Consider the following 21,377-nt stretch of genomic DNA (forward strand, 5'->3'; position numbering starts at 1 on the left):
CGTACGGTCGTGCGGAAATCGTCAACGCATTTCGATATTGCGATGCAGCATGGAATTTTTGATTCCGTTTTGCAGCGTGCCGCCACCCTCCGTCAGCGCCCCTTGGCGAGCCGACGCACGCCCTGGCGCTGTGCGGTAAAATCGCCTTTTGGCCGGCGCTTTCTTTTCAAGCCGGCGCATCCACTTTGACTGGAATTGCCATCAGCGCTCATACCTTACCACTGGACAATGCATTCGCGGCCTTGCCGCCCGCGTTCTATACGCGGCTGATGCCCACGCCCCTGCCCGCGCCGTATTTCATTGCCGCCAGCGCGCCGGCCGCCAGCCTGATCGGCCTCGATGCCGCGCGCCTGGCCGAGCCTGACTACGTCGAACTGCTGAGCGGCAATACCGTGGCCGAGCGCTCGATCCCCTTGTCGGCCGTGTATTCGGGCCACCAGTTCGGCGTCTGGGCCGGCCAGCTGGGCGATGGCCGCGCCATCCTGCTGGGCGATATCGCCACGCAAAACGGCCCCATGGAGCTGCAGCTGAAAGGCGCGGGCGCCACGCCGTATTCGCGCATGGGCGACGGGCGCGCCGTGCTGCGCTCGTCCATCCGCGAATTCCTGTGCTCGGAAGCCATGGCGGCGCTGGGCATTCCCACCTCGCGCGCGCTGGCCATCATGGGCTCGCAGCAAGGCATCATGCGCGAAACGCTGGAAACGGCGGCCGTCGTCACGCGCATGGCACCCAGTTTCGTGCGTTTCGGTTCCTTCGAGCACTGGTTCTACCGCAAGAAGCCGGACGAGCTGAAAATCCTTGCCGACTACATCATCGACGGCTTTTATCCGCATTTGCGCGCTGCATCAAATCCATATCAGGGCTTGCTGGCGGAAGTGTGCGTGCGCACGGCCGAGCTGATGGCGCAGTGGCAAGCCGTGGGCTTCATGCATGGCGTGATGAACACGGACAATATGTCGATCCTGGGCCTGACCATCGACTACGGCCCCTTCGGTTTCATGGAAGCGTTTGACGCCGAGCACATCTGCAACCATACGGACCAGCAAGGCCGCTATTCCTACAGCAACCAGCCGCAGGTGGGCCACTGGAACTGCTATGCGCTGGGCCAGGCCCTGCTGCCGCTGATCGGTGAAGTGGAAGAGGCGCAAGCGGCGCTGGACAGCTACCAGCCGGCTTTTGCCGCGAAGATGAACGCCCTGCTGCGCGCCAAGCTGGGCTTGCGCACCGCGCACGACGAAGATACCCAGCTGTTCGACGGCATGTTTGCGCTGATGCAGGCAAACCACGTGGATTTCACGCAGTTCTTCCGCAGCCTGTCTGCACTGCGGGTGGCGGAGCCGGAAAGCGATGCCCCGCTGCGCGACATGTTCATCGACCGCGCCGCGTTCGACACGTGGGCGGCAAGCTACCGCGCGCGCCTGCTGCAAGAGCACAGCGTCGATACGGAACGGCAAGTTGCCATGAACCTGGTCAACCCGAAATACGTGCTGCGCAACTACCTGGCGCAAGTGGCGATCGAGAAATCCCAGCAGCACGATTACACGGAAGTGGCAAAATTGCTGGAAATTTTGCAAAAGCCATTTGACGAACAGCCCGAACACCAGCACTATGCGGCCCTGCCGCCCGACTGGGCCAGCCACCTTGAAGTCAGTTGCTCATCCTGAGGTATTACCATGACCACCAATAAAGTCAAAAAGACCGACGCCGAATGGCGCGCCATGCTCGATTCCATGCAGTACGAAGTGACGCGCCATGCGGCAACGGAACGCGCCTTCACGGGCAAGTTCTGGGACCACCATGAACATGGCATCTACACCTGCGTCTGCTGCAACACGCCCTTGTTCGCGTCGGACACCAAGTTCGATTCCGGCTGCGGCTGGCCCAGCTATTTCCAGGCGCTCGACCCGGCCAACGTGACGGAAATCACCGACCGCAGCCACGGCATGCTGCGCACGGAAATCGTCTGCGCCGTCTGCGACGCCCACCTGGGCCACGTCTTCCCGGACGGCCCGCCGCCCACCGGACTGCGCTACTGCATCAATTCGGCCTCGCTGCGCTTCGACCCGCAGCCTTGATGCCACGGGAATGACCCGGGAAGCGAATGTTGCTCCTAAGTCATTCCTAAGATGTTTACACCACGATCATAGTAAAGTCTCGCCATGAAATTTCTATTCGACCTATTCCCCCTGATCGCCTTCTTCGCCGCCTTCAAGCTGGGCGGCATGTATGAAGCGGCCACGCACGATTTCGTGCAGCAATATCTGTCCGGCTTTGTCTCGGGCGGCCTGATCAAGGCTGACCAGGCCCCGTGGATCCTGGCGACGCTGGTCGGCATCATCGCCACGGCCTGCCAGGTCAGCTACCTGCTGCTGCGCGGGCGCAAGGTGGACGGCATGCTGTGGCTGTCGCTGTTCATCTTTGTCGTGTTCGGCGGCGCCAGCATTTACCTGCATGACGACTTCTTCCTGAAATGGAAGCCGACCTTGATCTACTGGCTGTCCGGCCTGGCTCTGCTGATCGCCTATGTGGGCTTCAAGAAAAACCTGATCCGCAAGACCATGGAAGCGCAAGTGCAATTGCCCGATGCCGTGTGGAACCAGCTGCTGGCCGCATGGATCATCTTCTTTGGCGCCATCGGCGCTCTGAACCTGTTCGTTGCCTTCGTGCTGTACAAGGGCGACATGGCCGCCTGGGTCAGTTTCAAGGCCTTTGGCGCGACGGGCATCTTCTTTGCCTTCATCGTGGCGCAAACGCTGTTCCTGGCCAAACATATCAAGGAAGACGCATGATGAATATCGACAATACGGCCGCGCCGGCAACGCGCATGGAGCGCATCCGTTCACGCCTGGAAACGGCACTTTCCCCAGTGGAATGCGTGCTGGAAGACGACTCGGCGCGCCACCGGGGCCACGCGGGCGCCGCCTCGGGCGGAGGCCATTACAATCTGCGCATTATTTCTAGTCAATTTGAAGGCCTCAGACTCGTCATGCGCCATCGACTGGTGTATGATTCCGTGCACGATATGATGCATAATGAGATACATGCATTGGCGATTGTTGCGTTGGCGCCGTCCGAAGTAGCATAAGGATGGCGTTTTTGGCGTACCCGAATCACTTGGGTGCGCCGCAACTGGCGCCATGGCATGTTTTTCTTTCCATGCGTTTTTTACGAAACTTTCCCTAACAGGATTTAATAATGACTTTTAAGCCAGCCCGCTTGCTGATCGCACTACTCGCCGTTGTCGCGGTACCTGTTTTTGCGCAAACGTTGCCGTTGTGAATGGCAAGCCTATCCCATCGTCGCGCGTTGATGCAGTCGTCAAGCAAGTCGTCGCCCAAGGCCAGCAACCGGATTCGCCGCAACTGCGCGAAATGATCAAGAAAGACTTGATCGGCCGTGAAGTGCTGATGCAAGAAGCGGAAAACAAAGGTTTCGGCAAAGATGCAGCCGTCAAGCAGCAAATCGAGAACGCACGCCAGGCCATCGTCATCAACGCCCTGGTCGGCGACTACCTGAAAAAGAACCCGGTCAGCGACGCTGAAATCAAGGCGGAATACGACCGCTTCGTGGCCCAGACCGGCGACAAGGAATACCATGTGCGCCACATCCTGGTGGCCACCGAAGCCGAAGCGAAAGACATCATCGCCAAGCTGAAAGGCGGCGCCAAGTTTGAAGACCTGGCCAAGCAATCGAAAGATGCGGGTTCGGCCGACAATGGCGGCGACCTGGACTGGGCAGCCCCATCGTCGTTCCCGAAAGTGTTCTCGGACGCCTTCGTGAAACTGCAAAAAGGCCAGGTCACGGAAACCCCCGTGCAAACGCCTAACGGTTTCCACGTAATCAAGCTGGACGACACCCGCGCGGCAAAACTGCCGACCATGGAAGAAGTCAAGCCACAGATCGCCGAGTCGCTGCAGCAAAAGAAACTGCAAGCGTATCAGGAAGAAATGATCAAAAAAGCGAAAGTTCAATAAGAACTGACCTGCCCGGCGCCCTTTTCGGCGCCGGTCGTGTATTCTGCGTCTGAATGTGCCTGATTGCAGGCCATTCTTTTGTACCGGTTTTTTGTATACTTATTAGGAATGAACATGATTTTGAAGCCAGCCCGCCTGATCTTAGCCTTGGTAGCCGTTGTAGCGATCCCTGCGTTCGCGCAAAACGTGGCCACCGTGAATGGCAAGGCCATCCCGTCGTCGCGCGTCGACCAGGTCGTCAAGCAAGTCGTCGCCCAAGGCAAGCAAGCGGATTCGCCGCAACTGCGCGAAGCCATCAAAAAAGACCTGATCGGCCGCGAAGTGCTGATCCAGGAAGCCGACAAGCAAGGCTACGGCACGCGTCCGGAAGTCAAGTCGCAGATCGACAATGCCCGTCAAAGCATCATCATCAACGCCCTGCTGGCCGACTACGTGAAGAAAAATCCCGTCAAGGACGCGGAAATCAAGGCTGAGTACGACAAGTTCAAGGCGCAAGCCGGCGACAAGGAATACCATGCACGCCATATCCTGGTGGCCACCGAAGCCGAAGCGAAAGACATCATCGCCAAGCTGAAAGGCGGCGCCAAGTTCGAAGAGCTGGCCAAAGTATCGAAAGACGGTTCCGCTGCCAATGGCGGCGACCTGGACTGGGCTAGCCCGGCGTCGTACGTAAAACCATTCGCCGACGCCATGGTGGCCCTGAAACCAGGCCAGGTTACGCAAACGCCGGTGCAATCGCAATTCGGCTTCCACGTGATCAAGCTGGAAGAAACCCGTCCGACGAAGCTGCCGGCACTGGAAGAAGTCAAGGGCCAGGTGGCCGAGTCGCTGCAACAGAAGAAACTCGCCGCTTACCGCGATGAATTGATGAAGAAAGCAAAAATCCAGTAATATCGGTTGAAGATGAAAAGGCGCTCCACGGAGCGCCTTTTTTACGCCTGGAGATGCCATGAATCTACATGCAGAATTAAAAATCGCGCTGGAAGCGGCGGCCGAACCGGGCCGCGCGGCGCCCATGCAAGCCTATATGCGCGACCAGTTCATTTTCCTGGGCGTGCCCGCGCCGCAGCGGCGGATGGCCGCCAAGGGCTTGCTGGCAAGCTTGAAGGGCATCGATGCCGCGACCTTGCTGGAACACGCCCAACGGCTGTGGCAGCAGCCGCAGCGCGAGTACCAGCACGTGGCGCTCGACATGCTGGCCCTGCACCGGCGCCAGCTGGACGTCTCCCACCTCCCGACCCTGCTGGCCTTGGTACGCCAGCGCGCCTGGTGGGACAGCGTCGACGGCATGGCCGGCATCGTCGGCGCGGTGCTGCAGGCGGAACGGCGGCGCGGCGGCGATGTCCATGCACACATGGCGGAGGCCTTGCGCCATGACGATTTCTGGCTGCGCCGCATCGCCATGCTGCACCAGCTGGGCTGGCGCGGCGACACGGATGCGGGCAGGCTATTTGACACGGCCCTCGCGCTGGCGCATGAAGACGAGTTTTTCATCCGCAAGGCCATCGGCTGGGCCTTGCGCGACTATGCGCGCCACGCGCCCGAAACCGTGGCGGCCTTTGCCAACGCGCACCGCCAGCGGCTGTCAGCACTCAGCTACCGCGAGGCCATGAAGCACCAGCCAGGCTAAATGTCTGCCTGCCGGGCTTTACAGCCGCTTGTGCATGCGCGCCAGCGGCAGTTGTATGTCGTCCGGCAAGTCCAGGTGAAACTCCTGCGTCACGGCAAAGCCGCTGGCCAGGTACAGCGGCACGCCGGGCAAGGTGGCGGCCAGTTCCAGGGTGCTGAAACCGGCGGCCCGCGCCTGGCGCTCGCAATGGCGCATCAGCATGCTGCCCAGGCCCTGGCGCGCGGCAGCGGGCTCGACAAAGAAGGCGCGGATGCGTCCGGCCTGGCTGGCCGGGTCGAGCAGCGGGTCCGGCCCGCTCTTGGCGCGGTCGGCGCCATACAGGGTGGCGCGCCGGCTCCAGCCGCCGCAGGCCAGCATGGCGCCATCGCGTTCGATCACAAAATATGTCTGGTCGGCAACCAGCTGCGTATCGACGCCGAAGACGTGGCGGGTGACGGCGTCCGCTTGCTCGGGCGTATAAAAGCCCGCGCTCAGTTCCACGCCGGAGCGGGCGATCAGCGCATTCATGGCCGGCACATCGGCAGGCAACGCGACGCGCAGGCGCGTCAACGTGCCAAAGCTGAACCAGGCACGCGTGATGCGCGCCTGCTCCACTTCATACGTCGCCACCAGTTCCTGCGCGGACACGCCATCGTCCGTGTCGCCGTGGACGATCTCATGGTCGATCACCAGCTTGCCGCAGGCGATGCGGTTGAGCAACTGCGCCCGCGGCCGGCTGGCGGCAAAGCGGGCGACAAAGCGCGCACCGATCTGCGCGCCGCCCGTGGCCAGCAAGGTGGCCGGGTGCTCGAATTGCTGTGCGTCATCCGCGTAGATGGCCAGCAAGGCCGGCACGTCATGGGCATTGTAGGCGTCCAGTTGGGCCTGGACCACCGTGGAGGGCGAAATAGGTGTATCGTTGGCAAGCATCGTGTTCATGGCTGTTGTGATCAGGGTGGAAAGTTGCAAAGCGTAACACTGTCGCTCCTGTCGCGGCGCAGTTTGCTGCGATAATGATAAGACTCGCCTGAAGAGACATCTTGAGGCGTCATCAATTAATCGCAATCGCAGCAGGAGTCAATATCATGAAATGGGAAGGTAATCGCGAAAGCGACAATGTGGAAGACCGCCGTGGCGAAGGCGGCAGTGGCGGCGGGGGCGGCGGCTTTGGTTTTGGCGGACGCTCGATCGGCATCGGCACCATCGTCATCGCCCTGGTGGGTTCATACGTGCTGGGCGTCAACCCCCTCACCCTGCTCAACCTGCTCAGCGGTGGCGGCGGCGGACAAATCAGCACCCAGCAAAGCCAGGCACCGGCGCAGCAGCCGCCGGAATCCGACGAGATGGCGCGCTTCGTGAAAACCGTGCTGGCCGATACGGAAGACACCTGGAGCGCCCTGTTCAAGGCCGAAGGCGGCGCCTACGTGAAGCCCAAGCTGGTGCTGTTCTCGGGCAGCACCCCGACCGCGTGCGGCACGGGCCAGAGCGCCAGCGGTCCCTTTTATTGCCCCGGCGACCAGAAGGTCTACCTGGATCTGGATTTCTTCAACTTGATGCAGCAGCGCTTCAAGGTTTCCGGCGAATTTGCCGAGGCGTATGTGATCGCGCATGAAGTGGGCCACCACGTGCAGAACCTGCTGGGCCTGTCCGAAAAGGTCGACAATGCGCGCCGCACGCAATCGGAACGGCAAGCCAACGCCATGTCCGTGCGCCTGGAATTGCAGGCCGACTGCTTCGCCGGCGTGTGGGCCTATCACGCCAACGCCGACCGCAAGATATTGGAACAGGGCGACGTGGAAGCGGCCCTGAAAGCGGCCACGGCCATCGGCGACGATGCGCTGCAGCGCCAGGCGCAAGGCCATGTCGTGCCCGACTCATTTACCCACGGCACTTCGGAGCAGCGCGTGCGCTGGTTCAGCAAGGGTATCGAGAGCGGGCAGATTTCCCAGTGCAACACGTTTGAGGCGCGCCAGCTGTAGAGCAAACCCTGGCATGCCGCCCGGCGCGGCGGCATGCCGACCTGTCAGGGCACGCTGACGTCGTAGCGTTTGCCCAGCTTTTTCAATTCGCCCGTCTCGATCAGGTTATTCAGTTCCTGGTCGAACTGCAGGCGCAGCTTGTCAAAGGTTGGCGAGCGGGGAAAGGCAAAGTAGCCATTCTGCACTTCGATGACTTTTGGCAGCGGTTTCACCTGGCGGCCATAGCCCAGGCGGGCGATGACGGGGTCGGTATTGCGGCGGTTGCTGACGAACACGTCGACGTGGTTGTGCACCAGCATCTTCAAGCCATTTTCCACATTGTTCGCCACGCTGACCTGCAAACCGGGGCGCACGCGCTCCCAGTCCGAACCGTAAGCCCAGCCATTGAGCAGCACCATCCTGCGGTTCTTCAGCACGCTGTAATCGCCATCCCAGCCAAAGCTGGCATCCTGGCGCGTATAAAAAACGATCTGGTCCTGGTAAAACGGCTTCTCGGAAAACGCCATGCTGGCGATGCGGTCCGGCGCCTTGTAGGGGCCAATGAGGATATCGGCCTGGCCTTGCACCAGCATGGCTTGCGCACGCGCCCACGGCACCATGCGGAACCGCACGGTATTGCCCGTGCGCGATGCCATCAGACGCAGCAGTTCCACGCCCAGTCCCGCATATTCGCCGCTGGCCTGGTATTCGAACACGCGCTCGAACTGCGCGCCCACGGCCAGCAGCTCGCGGGCCGGCGCCTGCTGGGGGGTGGCCAGCACCGGCCACAGCAGCGCCAGGGCCAGCAAGCGCCCCGCTCTTTTCATCAGCCGACGATGCGCAAGGAGTAATCGGTGGCCCGCACATCCTTGGTCAGGCTGCCGATCGAGATGCGGTCCACGCCCGTCTCGGCAATGGCGCGCACGGTATCGACATTGATGCCGCCCGACGCTTCCAGCAGGGCGCGCCCGTTGGTGAGGGCCACGGCTTGGCGCATCATGTCGTTGCTGAAGTTATCGAGCAAGACGGAGACGGCGCCCGCGTCGAGCGCTTCCTGCAATTGCGCCAGGGTTTCCACTTCGATCTGCACGGGCACGCCCGCGTCGAGGTTGCGCGCGTTTTCCAGGGCCTGGCTGACACCGCCGGCGGCCGCGATATGGGTTTCCTTGATCAGCGCATCGGCATCGGCATCAACACGGGCGCCATGCACGTGGGCGACATGGGCTCGCGCATCCGCCGCGCCTATACCGTGATGGGCGACAGCGTCAACCTGGCCGCGCGCCTGGAGGGGGCCAGCAAGCGCTATGGCGTGGGCATCGTGGCGGGCGCCTCCACGCGCGCCGCCGCCGCCGAATTCCTGTACCGCGAACTGGACCTGGTGCGCGTGCTGGGCAAGCAGGAAGCCGTCGCCATCTTCGAGCCGCGCGGCCTGCTGGCTGACGCCACGCCTGGGGAACTGGCCCAGCTGGAGCGCTGGCACGCGGCGCTGGCCCGGCTGCGCGCGCGCGACTGGCCCGGCGCCGGCGCACTGATCGACGCGCTGCAAGCGGATTTTCCCGCCGATGGACTGTACCGGCTGTATGCGGCGCGCCTCGACGAATACCGCCGCACGCCCCCCGCGCCGGACTGGGATGGCGTGACGGCCCTGGATAGCAAATAAATAGTGGGCAACATGGAAAATATTAATGATCAAGCCATGTTTCATCCTTGTACGGACGATGTATGCTGCGGCGCGATAAAAAACGGGAGAAAACCTTAGAAATTTCTGACTGGAAACTAAAAGCCGTCTAAAATTTGTCTTCAATCCACTGCTGGACACGCTGCCGCTGTCGCCTGCGGGCCGCGCGCTGGTCCGGCTACACAAGAAATCCTTTACATGACATATCGTTTGGTGCACCTGCTTGCGGGTTCCGCGCTGCTGTTCGCTGTCGGCGCCGCCGGCGCCGCCGTTTCCATGGACGCCGCCGCGCCGACGGCGGCCGAGGACGGCATTCCCCGTTTCGACATCAGCCGCTTTGACGTGCAGGGCAATACCCTGCTGGACGAGGCCAGGCTGCAAGCCTTGCTGGCGCCGTACACGGGCCGCCAGCGCGATTTTTCCGATATCGCCCGCGCCGTCGAGACGCTGGAAGCGGCCTACCGCGCCCTCGGCTACAGCGCCGTGCAGGTGCAATTGCCCGAGCAGGAACTGCAGCGCGGCGTGGTGCGCCTGAGCGTGCTGCAAACGCCGCTGGGCAAGGTCGCCATCAGCGGCAACACGCATGTCGACGACGCCAACGTGCGGCGCGCCTTGCCGGCTCTGCGCGAAGGCGAAACGCCCAACCTGAACGCCCTGTCGCAAAGCCTGAAGCTGGCCAATGAAAACCCGGCGCGCAAGATCGAAGTGCGCCTGCAGGCCGACGAGCAGGCGCAGGCCATTGACGCCGCCGTCACGGTGGCCGATGAAAAGGCGTGGAAGGCCATGCTCAATGTGGACAACACGGGCAATGCGCAGACGGGCAAGACGCACGTGGGCGTGGTGCTGCAGCATGCCAATCTGTGGGGCCGCGACCATGTCGCCAGCCTGCAATACACGAGCAGCCTGGAAAAGCCGGACAAGGTGGGCGTGTATGGCGCCGGCTACCACTTGCCGCTGTATGCGCTGGGCGACTCGATGGATTTCTTTGCCAGCTACTCGAACGTCGATTCGGGCAGCGTCTCGGCCGGCATCTTCGACCTGGCCGTCAGCGGCCAGGGCAGCATGGCGGGCATCCGCTACAACCAGAATTTTGCCCGCCGCGACGACTTCGAACCCAAGCTCGTGTACGGCATCGACTACAAGGCCTACCGCAACAGCGTGCAGCTGTTCGGCATGGAACTGGGCGCCGACGTCACCGTGCATCCGCTCAGCATCAGCTACATCGGCGCCTGGTCGCTGCCCACGGGCGAGACCAGCGTGGCCGTCACGTTTGCGCACAACATCCCCGGTGGCAAGCATGGCGCGCAAGCCGATTTCGACCGCGTGCGCGCGCATGCCAAGGCGGCCTACAACACCGTGCGCCTGAGCGCCAGCTCGGGGCGCGTGCTGGCCGACGACTGGCAATGGCGCGCGCTGTTCAATGCCCAGCTCACGCCCGACGCGCTGGTGCCCGGCGAACAGTTCGGCGCCGGCGGCGCCTCGTCCGTGCGCGGCTTTGCCGAGCGCGAAGCATCGAATGATTCCGGCGCCAGCCTGAACCTGGAACTGTACACGCCGAACTGGTGCGCGCAGGCGGCCGGCTATCAATGCCGCGCGCTGGCCTTTTATGACACGGCCTGGCTGCGCCGCAACCATGCGCTGCCAGGCGAAAGCGCTTCCCAGGGCATCAGCAGCGGCGGGCTGGGGCTGCGCTTGCTGCTGAGCCGCTACGCCAATCTGCAACTCGATTACGCCCACGTCGTCAACGGCGGCGACACGCGACAGCGTGGCGCCAACCGCCTGCATTTCCGCCTTGCCTTGGCTTACTAGCATCAGGATGAACACCATGCATAACCGCGTCCACTACGCTTCCGTTTCCGCCCAGATGCTGCCACCGTGCGGTCCGCCCATGCGCCGCACGGCGCTGGCCCTGCTGCTGGCCAGCTGCTTCGGCGCGGCGCAGGCCAACCCGGCTTTGCCGCAGGTGGTCAATGGCCAGGCGACGTTCAATCAGCAAGGCAACATCTTCTCGATCACGAACACGCCCAACACCATCATCAACTGGCAGAGTTTTTCCATCCATGCGGGGGAAATCACGCGCTTCATCCAGCAAAACGGCAATAGCGCCGTGCTCAACCGCATTACGGGACAGGACCCCAGCAAGATCCTCGGCAGCCTGGAATCGAATGGCAAGGTGTTCCTGATCAACCCGAACGGCATCGTCTTCGGCCAGGGCGCGAAGGTGGACGTGAATGGCCTGGTGGCGTCCAGCCTGGGCTTGTCGAACGAGGATTTCCTGTCCGGCAAGCGTGCCTTCACGGCAGGGGCTACCGCTGGCGGCGTCAGCAATGCGGGTGTCATCAATGGTGGCAAGGGCGGGCAAGTGCTGCTGATCGCGCCCAATGTGGAAAACACGGGCATCATCACGGCGCCGAATGGCGAAGTGATCCTGGCGGCAGGGCGCAGCGTGCAGCTGGCCGACCCCGGCAACCCGCAGCTGCGCGTGCTGGTGTCGGCGCCAGCGGACCAGGCGCTGAACCTGGGGCAGATCATTGCCCAGGGCGGCAGCATCGGCATGGCCGGCGCGCTGGTCAGCCAGCGCGGCGTGCTCAATGCGAACAGCGCCGTTGTCGGCGAGAACGGCAAGATCGTGCTCAAGGCCAGCGGCCAGACGGTGCTGTCGGCCGGCAGCATGACGTCGGCGACGGGTGCGGGCAAGGGCGGCGAAATCCAGGTGCTGGGCGAGCAGGTGGGACTGTTCGGCAATGCCAGGGTCGATGCCAGCGGCGGCACGGGCGGCGGTACGGTCTTGCTGGGCGGCGACTACCAGGGCAAGAATGCGGCCGTGCAGAATGCGCGCCAGTTGGTGGTCAACAAGGATGCCAGCATTGCCGCGGACGCCATCGGCAGCGGCAACGGCGGCAAGGTCATTGCCTGGGGCACGGAATCGGCACAGGTACACGGCAGCATTTCCGCGCGCGGCGGCGCGCAGGGTGGCGACGGCGGTTTCGTCGAGACCTCGGGCCGCTACCTGGCCGTCGATGCCATCCGCGTCGATACGTCCGCGCGCGCGGGACGCGGCAAGCGCGGCAACTGGCTGCTCGATCCCTACGATATTGACGTTGTGCAAGGCGCTGGCGGCAGCCTGGGCGATGTGGACCAGTTTGCCGAAGGCCCGCCCGCCACCAGCACCAGCATCGGCGCCGACGTGATTTCCAACGCCAGCAGCAATGTGACCTTGCAAGCCCTGCACCGCATCAATTTCAGCAGTGCCGTGAACATGGTGAACGCCGGCGTCGGCCTGAGCGCGACGGCAGGCGAGACGATCAATGTGTATGCGGCCATCAGCACGAATGGCGGCAACGTGAACCTGTCGGCGAACGACGCCAGCAGTGGCGCGGCGCTGGGCCTGGGCTCGAACATCAACCTGGCCGCGCCGGTCAGCACGCACGGCGGCAACATCAGCCTGTCGGGCGCCAGCATCACGGGCGCCGGCGTGCTCAACTCGGGCAATGGCAACCTGTCCCTGCGCGCCAACCTGGCGGCGGGCGACATTCACCTGACAGGCAGCGGCAGCCAGCTGGTCGCCAGCGGCGTCGGCGGCCAGAGCATCACCTTGCAGGCCGACAGCATCACCCTGGCCGGCGGCATCCAGGCCGGCGGCACGGCGGGCGGTGCAAATGTCACCATCAAGCCCTTGAGCAGCGCGCGCGCCATCGACCTGGGCAGCAAATCGGGCACGGCCCTGGGCTTGAGCACGGCCGAACTGGCCGGCATTTCGGCCGCATCGCTGACCATCGGCGACGGCACGAACACGGGCGGCATCCTGATATCGGATGCCTTGACGACGGCGGGCGACCTGCGCTTCAATTCCGCTTCCGCCATCACGGCCACGGCCGCCGTCAGCGTGGGCGGCCAGTTCGCGCTCGATGGCGGTGCCTGGACGCAGAACGCGCCAGCCCTGGCGGCTTTTTCCGCGCGCGGCTTCAGCATCGCGCCAGGCGCCAGCTTCCTGCGCGTGACTGGCGGCGATGGCGGTGCCGCCACGCCCTACCTGATCGCCGATATCTACGGCTTGCAGGGCATCGGCAGCCTCGGCCTGGGCAACAGCTACCGCCTGGGGGGCAACATCGACGCCAGCGGCACGCTGAACTGGAACCAGGGCGCCGGTTTCGTGCCCATCGCCAGCAGCGACGGTGCCGGCTACGCGGGCCTGTTCGATGGTGCCGGTTTCAGCATCAACGGCTTGTATATCAATGCCAGCAACGCCAGCGTGACTTCGGGCGTCGGCCTGTTTGGCAAGCTGCAGGGCGGGACTGTACAGAACCTCGGCCTGCAAAATGGCCGGGTGACGGGAAGCAATAATGTGGGGGCCGTGGCCGGCATCAGCCTGGGCGGCACGCTGGAAAACGTCCACAGCGGCACGGCCGTGGTCGGCGCCAACACGGCCGGCGGCCTGGTGGGCAGCAATGGCGGCAGCGTGCGCAATGCCAGCGCCAGCGGCGATGTGGCAGGCGTGAATGCGGATAACGCCGGCAACATCGGCGGCCTGGCGGGCATGAACCAGGCTGGCGCCAGCATCACGGCCTCGTACGCGACGGGCAGCGTGACGGGGGCGCGCGCCAATATTGGCGGCCTCGTGGGCCATAACGCTGGCGCCGTGACGCAGTCCTACGCTGCGGGTGCCGTCAGCGGCGCGGCGAATATCGGCGGCCTGGTGGGGCGCAACGCCGGCAGCATCGAGAATGCCTACGCCACCGGTGCCGTGGCGGCCTCCGGCAGCAGCGACCCGCAAGTGGCGCATGAAAACCTGGGCGGCCTGATTGGCTGGAGCGAGGCCGGCAGCACCGCCAGCCACGTCTACAGCAGCGGCGCCGTGGCCGGCAACGGCTTTGCCGGCGGCACGGTGGGCGGCCTGGTGGGCCGGGCCGACGCGGGTGCTGGCGTGGCGTACGGTTTCTGGAACTATGAAACGGCCGGCACCATGCTGGACCGGGGTGGCGCCAGAGGCCTCACGACGGCGGAGATGCGCCAGCAGGGCAGTTTCAACGACTACAATTTCAACAGCGTCTGGCGCATTTATGACGGCTACACGACGCCGATGCTGAAAGCCTTCTTGAAGCCGCTGCAAGTGACCGTGACGGCCGATGCGAGCAAGGTCTACGATGGCCAGCTGGCCAGCTTCCTTGGCAGCTTGAGCTATTCGGGCTTGCTTGACGGCGATACGGGCGCGAATGGCAGCCTTGGCTATGGCAATGCACGCAACGTCGGCAGCTATGGGCTGACGGGCTTGTGGTCGACCAAGTACGACATCAGCCTGGGCGGCAGCACCACCCTGGCCATCACGCCGCGCACGCTGACGGTGAGCATCGGCGGCAGCAAGGTCTACGATGGCCATCTGGGCTTTGGCGGCGCCATCTTCACCTTGGGCAATGTCGTCAATGGCGACAGCGTCAGCGCGCAGGGTACGGCCGTGTTTGCCGACAAGAACGCGGGCAGCGGCAAGGTGGTCAATGCCAGCGGCATCAGCTTGTCCGGCAACGACCTGGGCAACTACAGCATTGCTGCCGACGCCAGCGGCGTTGCCGACATCAGCCGCGCCGTGCTGAACGCGGGTGGCTTCAGCGCCGCCAGCAAGGTGTATGACGGCAATACCAGCGCCAGCCTCAGCGTCCTGTTTGAAGGCCTGGTCGGCAACGACCAGGTGGCCTTGTCCGGCGCCCTGGCCAGCTTCGGCGACAAGAACGCGGGCAAGGGCAAGAACGTCAATTACAGCTATGACAGCAGCAACCTGCAGGGCGCCGATGCGGGCAACTACGTGCTGGCCAGCGGCAGCGGCAGCACCACGGCCGACATCACGCCGCGCGCGCTCAATGTGCAGTTCAACGGCATCAATAAAACCTATGACGGCACGACGGGCGCCGCGCTGAATTTCGGCGATGACCGCGTCGCAGGCGACCGGCTGGATGTCTCGGCCCTGGCCAGCTTTGGCGACAAGAATGCGGGCGCGGGCAAGACGGTGTTCGTGACAAATATGGGCCTGGGCGGCGCCGACGCGGGCAACTATGTGCTGGCCAGCGGCAGCGGCAGCACCACGGCCGACATCACGCCGCGCGCCCTCAATGTGCAGTTCAACGGCATCAATAAAACCTATGACGGCACGACGGGCGCCGCACTGAATTTCGGCGACGACCGTGTGGCAGGCGACCGGCTGGACGTCTCGGCCCTGGCCAGCTTTGGCGACAAGAATGCGGGCGCGGGCAAGACGGTGTTCGTGACGAATATGGGCCTGGGCGGCGCCGATGCGGGCAACTATGTGCTGACCTCGGCGGGCGGCACGACGCAGGCGACGATTGCGCAAAAACAATTGTCCACCTGGGTGGGCAGCGGCAACGGCTTGTGGAGCGACGCGGCCAACTGGGATGGCGGCGTGGTGCCGGAAGGGGCCAATGTGCTGGCCGTGGATTTCTCGCGCAGCAACGGCATCGTCACGTACAGCGCGGCGGCCGGCAGTACCATCCTGAAAAACCTGAACTCCGCCTCGGGCCTGCGGCTGACGGGCGGCAGCCTGACCGTGGGGGACGGCGTGCAGGACCGCTCCCTGCTGGCCAGCCTGGAAATCAGCGGCGGCAATTTCCTGCTGAATGGCAGCCTGTCGGCCGACCGCTATGCGCAAGGCGGCGGCGTGTTGAGCGGCAATGGTAACTTGCTCGTCGCCAATAGCTTCAGCCAGGCGGCCGGCGCCATCCGCCTGGCGGGCCAGCTGGCCATCACGCAGGCGGCGGGCGATCTGCGCTTCGCCAGCCTGGCGGCGAACGCGGTGACATTGACCGCACTGAACGGCGCCATCGGCCAGGACGGTGCGCTGCTGGCCGGCAGCCTGGCTGCGCAGGCGAAAAATGGCATCGTGCTGGGCCATGCGGGCAACCAGCTGGGCAGTTTCAGCGCCAGCAACAGCGCGGGCGGCGGCATCGTGCTGAACAATACCTCGGCGCCCGGCACCCTGGCGCTGGGTTCCCTGGCCACCGGCGCGGGCGATATTGCCATCAATAACACGGGCGGCATCGCGGCTGGCAATATCAACGCCAATGGCGGCAATGTGTCGTTGACGGCGCGCAGCCCCATCAGCGTGAACGGCAAGATCGAAGGCAACGATATCGCCCTCAATGCCAGCACGGACGTGCTGCTGGGCGACGGCGCCCAGCTGGCCGCCGCGCGCGACATCAGCCTGGCGGCCGGGCGCGACATCGGCATCGATGGCAACGCCAGTGTGGCCAGCGGCGGCAACTTTGCCGCCAGCGCGCAGGACCATGTGCGCCTGGGCGGCAGCGCCAGCTTCACGGTGCCGGCCGCGGCCAGCATGAGCTTGCTGGCGAAAACGGGCAGCATCACGGGCGGCACGGGCGTGCGCATCGCGCGCCAGCGCGCCAACGTGAGCTTGCTGGCGCCGAACGGCACGGTGAGCGTGCCGGACGCCGTCTTCCTGCCTGCCACGGTCGACAAGCCCGTCATCGATCCCGCCACCAGCGCGGCCATCGACAATGCGCTGGCCATCATCAAGCAGGCGGACCGGGCCAACGACATCATGTCGCCGGTGGCGCTGGCCGAGACGAACACCGGCAAGAAGGATGACAAGGACGCCAGTGGCGCCGCAAATAAACCGACAGGAAGCAAATTCGATGATCCGAGCAAAAAAATGTATTGCAACTAAGGTGTTGCTGTGCCTGGCCCTGCTGTGCGCCGGTGCGCCGGCCTGGGCCGGCCTGGTGGCAGGCACGGTCATGCAACTGAGCGGCCCGCTGATGGCCAAGAAGGCCGATGGCAAGGTGAAGCTGCTGGCGATCAGGTCTGAAGTGGAGCAGGGCGATACCTTGCTGACGGAAAAGGACAGCTATGCCTTGATCAAGCTGATCGACAATAGCGAAATCACCCTGAAGCCCAATTCCAGCTTCGTGATCGAGCAATTCAGCTACACGGCCGAGCAGCCCGACGGCGACCATGCCGTTTTCAGCCTGCTCAAGGGCGGCTTGCGTTCCGTCACGGGACTGCTGGGCAAGCGCAACAAGGAGCGCTTCGAGATGAAGACGCCGGCCGCTACCATCGGCATCCGCGGCACCACCTTCATTGCCAGTTACGTGGCGCCAGCGGCACCGGGCGGGCCCGCGCTGCCGAAGGCGCCGGCGCCTTCGGCGTTGCCGCCCGGCCTGTATGTACAGGTGCTCGACGGCATGATCCATGTGACCAATCCTGCCGGCACGCTCAACTTTGCCGCCGGCCAGTTCGGCTTTACGCCCAACTTCCAGCAGCCGCCCGTGCTGCTGCCCGTCAATCCCGGCCTGCAGTTCACGCCGCCAGCGGCCTTCATCCCGTCGTCGGCCAGCGGCGGCGCCACTGCTGGCGGCAGCAAGCCCGCCGCCATCGATTGCGTGGTGCGCTAGGTTTCTCGGCCAAGCCCCTGTTTCCGTTGAAATAGGGCTTGACCTTCCCATCGTTGGATAGCAGATCCTGACCGTATCAGTCATTCATTCGTACAGGATCTGCCATGCACCAGACCGCACTCGCTCCCGACACTTCTTCCTCCGCCACCCACGCGCAGGCCCTGGCCATCGAAGGCATGACCTGCGCCTCCTGCGTGGGCCGTGTGGAAAAAGCCCTGGCCGCCGTGCCTGGCGTGACCGGGGCCAGCGTCAACCTGGCCACGGAAACGGCCCGTGTCACGTCCAGCACGCCGCTCTCCCTGGCCACCCTGCAGGCGGCCGTTGAAAAAGCCGGCTACACGGTGGTGCAGCGGGAAATCGACCTGAATATTTCCGGCATGACGTGCGCCTCTTGCGTGGGCCGGGTGGAAAAAGCCCTGCTGAAAGTACCGGGCGTGGTGGCTGCCAGCGTCAACCTGGCGACAGAAAGCGCGCGCATCAAGGTGACGGGCGATGCCGATGCGGGCAGTCTGATCGCCGCCATCGACAAGGCTGGCTACGCCGCCAGGGTGCCGGCCGCCAGCCAGGCCAGCGCACCGCTTGCCGCGCCGAACCGTGACGGGCTGAAGGTGGCGCTGGCCGCCGTCCTCGCCTTCCCCCTGATGCTGCCGATGTTGCTGGAATGGGCCGGCATCCATCTGATGCTGCCTGGCTGGCTGCAGTTCACGCTGGCCACCCCCGTGCAATTTTACTTTGGCGCGCGCTTCTACAAGGCGGGCTGGAAGGCGGCGCGCGCCGGCAGCGGCAATATGGATCTGCTGGTGGCGCTGGGCACGAGCGCCGCGTATGGCTTGTCCATCTACCAGTGGCTGACGGCAGGCGAGATGCTGCCGCACCTGTATTTCGAGGCGTCGGCCGTCGTCATCACCCTGGTGCTGCTGGGCAAATGGCTGGAAAGCCGCGCCAAGCGCCAGACGGCGTCGGCCATCCGCGCCCTGCAAGTGCTGCGTCCGGATTCGGCCCGCGTGCGCCGCGATGGCGTGGAACTCGACTTGCCCGTGGAACAGGTAAAAGTGGGCGACCTGGTGGTGATCCGCCCTGGCGAGCGGGTGGCCGTCGATGGCGTGGTGGTGGAGGGCGCCAGCCAGATCAATGAATCCCTGATCACGGGCGAAAGCTTGCCGGTCGATAAGCATCCGGGCGACACGGTGACGGGCGGCTCCATCAATGCCGATGGCTTGCTGCTGGTGCGCACGCAGGCCGTGGGCGGCGAGACGACCCTGTCGCGCATCATCCGCCTGGTGGAAGACGCGCAGGCGGCCAAGGCGCCGATCCAGCACCTGGTCGACAAGGTCAGCGCCATCTTCGTGCCGGTGGTGCTGGTGCTGGCGCTGCTGACCATGCTGGGCTGGTGGTTCGCTACCGGCGAGCTGGAGAATGCCATCATCAATGCCGTGGCCGTGCTGGTCATTGCCTGCCCCTGCGCGCTGGGCCTGGCTACGCCGACGGCCATCATGGCCGGCACGGGCGTGGCCGCCCGCTACGGCATCCTGATCAAGGACGCGGAAGCGCTGGAAGTGGCGCACGCCGTCACCACCGTCGTGTTCGACAAGACGGGCACCCTGACCATCGGCAAGCCGGCCCTGGCAGCCCTGCATGCGCACGGCATCGACGAAAGCCGGCTGCTGCAGCTGGCGGCCAGCATCCAGCGCGGCAGCGAGCACAGCCTGGCCACGGCCGTGCTGGAGGCGGCCAGTGCGCGCCACATCGAACCCTTGCCAGCCACGGCCCTGTCGGCCTTGCCGGGACGGGGACTCGCGGCGCAGGTCGACGGCCTGGAGTTGAAACTGGGCAGCACGCGCCTGATGCAGGAATTGAATGTGGACATGACGCCTTTGGCAGCGCAGGCCTTGTCGCTGGAAAACACGGGCAACACGATTTCGTGGCTGTCCGCGGGTACGCAACTGCTGGGTCTGTTTGCTTTCAGCGACCAGGTCAAGCCGAACGCGCAGGCGGCCATTGCCCATCTGCATACCCTGGGCATCCAGACGGTGATGCTGACCGGCGACAACCAGGGCAGCGCCGACGCCGTCGGCAAGCTGCTGGGCATCGACATGGTGGCGGCGAAAATGCTGCCAGCCGATAAAACCGCTAAAATTGTGGCGCTGAAAAACGAGGGAGCCAAGGTGGCCATGGTGGGCGACGGCATCAACGATGCGCCCGCGCTGGCGGCGGCCGACGTCGGCATCGCCATGTCGACGGGCACGGACGTGGCCATGCATGCGGCCGGCATTACCCTGATGCGCGGTGATCCGGCTCTGGTGGCGGACGCCATCGATATCTCGCGCCGCACCTACAGCAAGATACGGCAGAATCTGTTCTGGGCATTTATCTACAATATGATCGGCATTCCGCTGGCCGCCTTCGGCTTGCTCAACCCCATGGTGGCGGGCGCGGCGATGGCCTTCAGTTCCGTCAGCGTGATCAGCAATGCCCTGTTGCTGCGCCGCTGGAAAGCCCGCAGTGCGCATACCAAGGAGGTATAGGATGAATATCGGCCAAGCGGCAAGCGAGACGGGCGTCTCGGCAAAAATGATACGCTACTACGAAAGCATCGCACTGTTAAAGCCCAGCGCGCGCAGCGACGCGGGTTATCGCATCTACACGCCGAACGACTTGCACGCCTTGCGTTTCATCAAACGCGGGCGGGGACTGGGCTTTTCGCTGGAGCAGATCCGCGAGCTGCTGTCGCTGTGGCAAAACGACCAGCGCGCCAGCGCGGACGTGAAAGGCATCGCCCTGGCGCATGTGGCGGACTTGAACCAGCGCATCGCCGAACTGACGGAGATGCGCGATACCCTGGCCCACCTGGCGCAGTCGTGCCACGGCGATGACAAGCCCGATTGCCCCATCCTGCAAAGCCTGGGCCTGGCTGGTGACAAGGAAGCGAAAGCATGTTGCCCTTGATGTAAGTCAATGGAGGTGCATATGGCGTATGAACTGTACTACTGGCCTACGATACAGGGGCGTGGCGAATTCATCCGGCTGGCCCTGGAAGAGGCGGGCGCGGATTACCGTGATATCGCCCGCTTGCCTGAGCGCAAGGGGCAAGGCGTTTCCGCCATGCTGGCCTGCCTCGATGGCGGCAGCACGCCCCAGCCGGCCTATGCGCCGCCCGTGCTGCGCGATGGCGAACTGCTGATCGGCCAGACGCCGAACATCCTGTTTTACCTGGGCCGGCGCCTGGGGCTGGCGCCGCGCGCGGAAAGTGGCCGTTTGTGGCTGAACCAGCTGCAGCTGACCATGGCCGACTGGCTGACGGAAGTGCACGACACGCACCATCCGCTATCGATGAATCAATATTACGGGGAACAAAAGCAGGCGGCCATGCTGCGCAGCGCGGATTTTCGCGCCACCCGCCTGCCGAAGTTCCTCGATTATTTCACGCAAGTGTTGCTGAGCAACAGCAGCCGCGGCCACTACCTGGTGGGTGCCAGAATCACGTATGGCGACCTGTCGCTGTTCCAGATGCTGGCGGGCCTGCGCTACGCGTTTCCGCAAGCCATGGCGCGCCTGGCGCCCGAGTATCCCGCCCTGTTCGCCTTGCACGATGCCGTGGCGGCGCGGCCGAACATCGCCCGTTACCTGAAGTCGAAGCGCAGGATACCCTTCAATGAAGATGGCATCTTCCGGCATTACCCCGAACTGGACGGGTAAACAGGACGCGTAAATAAAAAAAGCCGGCGCAATGGCCGGCTGTCG

The 21,377-nt window shown here is 64.2% G+C and carries 16 protein-coding genes and 2 pseudogenes; 15 read left to right on the top strand and 3 right to left on the bottom strand.

Annotated elements, in window-relative coordinates:
- The first annotated feature begins 185 nt into the window (after positions 1–185).
- From JaAD80_RS12990 to JaAD80_RS13020, 7 genes and pseudogenes are all read left to right on the top strand, one after another.
- A complete protein-coding gene (locus tag JaAD80_RS12990; protein ID WP_102294557.1) occupies positions 186–1,664 on the top strand; it encodes a YdiU family protein in 1,479 nt (492 codons plus the stop codon).
- A 9-nt stretch (positions 1,665–1,673) separates the two neighbouring features.
- Positions 1,674–2,075, top strand: a complete 402-nt coding sequence (msrB, locus tag JaAD80_RS12995; protein WP_070288499.1) for a peptide-methionine (R)-S-oxide reductase MsrB — start codon at positions 1,674–1,676, stop codon at positions 2,073–2,075.
- An 84-nt stretch (positions 2,076–2,159) separates the two neighbouring features.
- The gene (locus JaAD80_RS13000; protein WP_102294559.1) at positions 2,160–2,789 is read left to right on the top strand and encodes a septation protein A; all 630 of its coding nucleotides are present in this window, start codon (positions 2,160–2,162) and stop codon (positions 2,787–2,789) included.
- Positions 2,786–3,085: a BolA family transcriptional regulator gene (locus JaAD80_RS13005; RefSeq protein ID WP_258002966.1), complete on the top strand. Its 300-nt coding sequence runs from the start codon at positions 2,786–2,788 to the stop codon at positions 3,083–3,085. The genes JaAD80_RS13000 and JaAD80_RS13005 overlap by 4 nt, the downstream gene beginning before the upstream one ends.
- A 110-nt stretch (positions 3,086–3,195) precedes the next feature.
- Positions 3,196–3,974 (top strand): annotated as a pseudogene (locus JaAD80_RS13010) (peptidyl-prolyl cis-trans isomerase).
- Positions 3,975–4,088: 114 nt separating this feature from the next.
- Positions 4,089–4,865 (top strand): peptidyl-prolyl cis-trans isomerase, encoded by a 777-nt coding sequence (locus JaAD80_RS13015; protein WP_102294561.1) that lies wholly within the window; start codon positions 4,089–4,091, stop codon positions 4,863–4,865.
- Between the two features lie 58 nt (positions 4,866–4,923).
- Positions 4,924–5,604 (top strand): DNA alkylation repair protein, encoded by a 681-nt coding sequence (locus JaAD80_RS13020; protein ID WP_102294563.1) that lies wholly within the window; start codon positions 4,924–4,926, stop codon positions 5,602–5,604.
- A gap of 18 nt (positions 5,605–5,622) precedes the next feature.
- On the opposite strand, the gene JaAD80_RS13025 is transcribed toward JaAD80_RS13020, so the two are convergent.
- A complete protein-coding gene (locus tag JaAD80_RS13025) occupies positions 5,623–6,522 on the bottom strand; it encodes a GNAT family N-acetyltransferase (RefSeq protein ID WP_102294565.1) in 900 nt (299 codons plus the stop codon).
- A gap of 146 nt (positions 6,523–6,668) precedes the next feature.
- Between JaAD80_RS13025 and JaAD80_RS13030 the strand changes: the two genes are divergently transcribed.
- On the top strand, positions 6,669–7,562 hold the full coding sequence (locus JaAD80_RS13030) for a neutral zinc metallopeptidase (RefSeq protein ID WP_102294567.1): 894 nt from the start codon (positions 6,669–6,671) through the stop codon (positions 7,560–7,562).
- Between the two features lie 44 nt (positions 7,563–7,606).
- Here the strand turns inward: JaAD80_RS13030 and JaAD80_RS13035 are convergent, their stop codons facing one another.
- Both JaAD80_RS13035 and JaAD80_RS13040 read right to left on the bottom strand, forming a co-directional pair.
- Complete coding sequence (locus JaAD80_RS13035; protein WP_102294568.1) at positions 7,607–8,368, bottom strand: ABC transporter substrate-binding protein; 762 nt, start codon at positions 8,366–8,368, stop codon at positions 7,607–7,609.
- Positions 8,368–8,718 (bottom strand): annotated as a pseudogene (locus JaAD80_RS13040) (nicotinate-nucleotide diphosphorylase); the annotation flags it as partial. The gene JaAD80_RS13035 and the pseudogene JaAD80_RS13040, both read right to left, overlap by 1 nt.
- A gap of 42 nt (positions 8,719–8,760) precedes the next feature.
- Between JaAD80_RS13040 and JaAD80_RS13045 the strand changes: the two are divergent.
- The 7 genes from JaAD80_RS13045 (at position 8,761) to JaAD80_RS13075 (ending at position 21,332) form a co-directional block, all read left to right on the top strand.
- Positions 8,761–9,201: a hypothetical protein gene (locus JaAD80_RS13045; RefSeq protein ID WP_258002970.1), complete on the top strand. Its 441-nt coding sequence runs from the start codon at positions 8,761–8,763 to the stop codon at positions 9,199–9,201.
- A gap of 216 nt (positions 9,202–9,417) precedes the next feature.
- A complete protein-coding gene (locus tag JaAD80_RS13050) occupies positions 9,418–11,028 on the top strand; it encodes a ShlB/FhaC/HecB family hemolysin secretion/activation protein (RefSeq protein WP_102294571.1) in 1,611 nt (536 codons plus the stop codon).
- 16 nt (positions 11,029–11,044) lie between these two features.
- Positions 11,045–16,909 (top strand): YDG domain-containing protein, encoded by a 5,865-nt coding sequence (locus JaAD80_RS30320; RefSeq protein WP_146012379.1) that lies wholly within the window; start codon positions 11,045–11,047, stop codon positions 16,907–16,909.
- 1 nt (position 16,910) lies between these two features.
- The gene (locus tag JaAD80_RS13060) at positions 16,911–17,636 is read left to right on the top strand and encodes a FecR family protein (RefSeq protein WP_308410598.1); all 726 of its coding nucleotides are present in this window, start codon (positions 16,911–16,913) and stop codon (positions 17,634–17,636) included.
- Between the two features lie 104 nt (positions 17,637–17,740).
- Entirely contained in the window at positions 17,741–20,161 is a 2,421-nt protein-coding gene (locus tag JaAD80_RS13065; RefSeq protein ID WP_102294574.1) for a heavy metal translocating P-type ATPase, read from the top strand.
- A gap of 1 nt (position 20,162) precedes the next feature.
- Positions 20,163–20,582 (top strand): Cu(I)-responsive transcriptional regulator, encoded by a 420-nt coding sequence (cueR, locus tag JaAD80_RS13070; protein ID WP_102294576.1) that lies wholly within the window; start codon positions 20,163–20,165, stop codon positions 20,580–20,582.
- 21 nt (positions 20,583–20,603) lie between these two features.
- Positions 20,604–21,332: a glutathione S-transferase gene (locus JaAD80_RS13075; RefSeq protein WP_180979409.1), complete on the top strand. Its 729-nt coding sequence runs from the start codon at positions 20,604–20,606 to the stop codon at positions 21,330–21,332.
- Positions 21,333–21,377: the final 45 nt, after the last annotated feature.

The organism is Janthinobacterium sp. AD80, assembly GCF_002878455.1.
Lineage (GTDB): Bacteria > Pseudomonadota > Gammaproteobacteria > Burkholderiales > Burkholderiaceae_D > Janthinobacterium.

Excerpts from the sequence above, each read along its gene's own strand:
- JaAD80_RS13020 (WP_102294563.1), top strand. The coding sequence starts at position 4,924 with ATGAATCTACATGCAGAATTAAAAATCGCGCTGGAAGCGGCGGCCGAA.
- JaAD80_RS13045 (WP_258002970.1), top strand. The coding sequence starts at position 8,761 with ATGGGCTCGCGCATCCGCCGCGCCTATACCGTGATGGGCGACAGCGTC.
- JaAD80_RS13065 (WP_102294574.1), top strand. The coding sequence starts at position 17,741 with ATGCACCAGACCGCACTCGCTCCCGACACTTCTTCCTCCGCCACCCAC.
- JaAD80_RS13075 (WP_180979409.1), top strand. The coding sequence starts at position 20,604 with ATGGCGTATGAACTGTACTACTGGCCTACGATACAGGGGCGTGGCGAA.
- JaAD80_RS13025 (WP_102294565.1), bottom strand. The coding sequence starts at position 6,522 with ATGAACACGATGCTTGCCAACGATACACCTATTTCGCCCTCCACGGTG.
- JaAD80_RS30320 (WP_146012379.1), top strand. The coding sequence starts at position 11,045 with ATGCATAACCGCGTCCACTACGCTTCCGTTTCCGCCCAGATGCTGCCA.
- JaAD80_RS13000 (WP_102294559.1), top strand. The coding sequence starts at position 2,160 with ATGAAATTTCTATTCGACCTATTCCCCCTGATCGCCTTCTTCGCCGCC.
- JaAD80_RS13050 (WP_102294571.1), top strand. The coding sequence starts at position 9,418 with ATGACATATCGTTTGGTGCACCTGCTTGCGGGTTCCGCGCTGCTGTTC.
- JaAD80_RS13035 (WP_102294568.1), bottom strand. The coding sequence starts at position 8,368 with ATGAAAAGAGCGGGGCGCTTGCTGGCCCTGGCGCTGCTGTGGCCGGTG.
- msrB (WP_070288499.1), top strand. The coding sequence starts at position 1,674 with ATGACCACCAATAAAGTCAAAAAGACCGACGCCGAATGGCGCGCCATG.
- cueR (WP_102294576.1), top strand. The coding sequence starts at position 20,163 with ATGAATATCGGCCAAGCGGCAAGCGAGACGGGCGTCTCGGCAAAAATG.
- JaAD80_RS13015 (WP_102294561.1), top strand. The coding sequence starts at position 4,089 with ATGATTTTGAAGCCAGCCCGCCTGATCTTAGCCTTGGTAGCCGTTGTA.
- JaAD80_RS13005 (WP_258002966.1), top strand. The coding sequence starts at position 2,786 with ATGATGAATATCGACAATACGGCCGCGCCGGCAACGCGCATGGAGCGC.
- JaAD80_RS13030 (WP_102294567.1), top strand. The coding sequence starts at position 6,669 with ATGAAATGGGAAGGTAATCGCGAAAGCGACAATGTGGAAGACCGCCGT.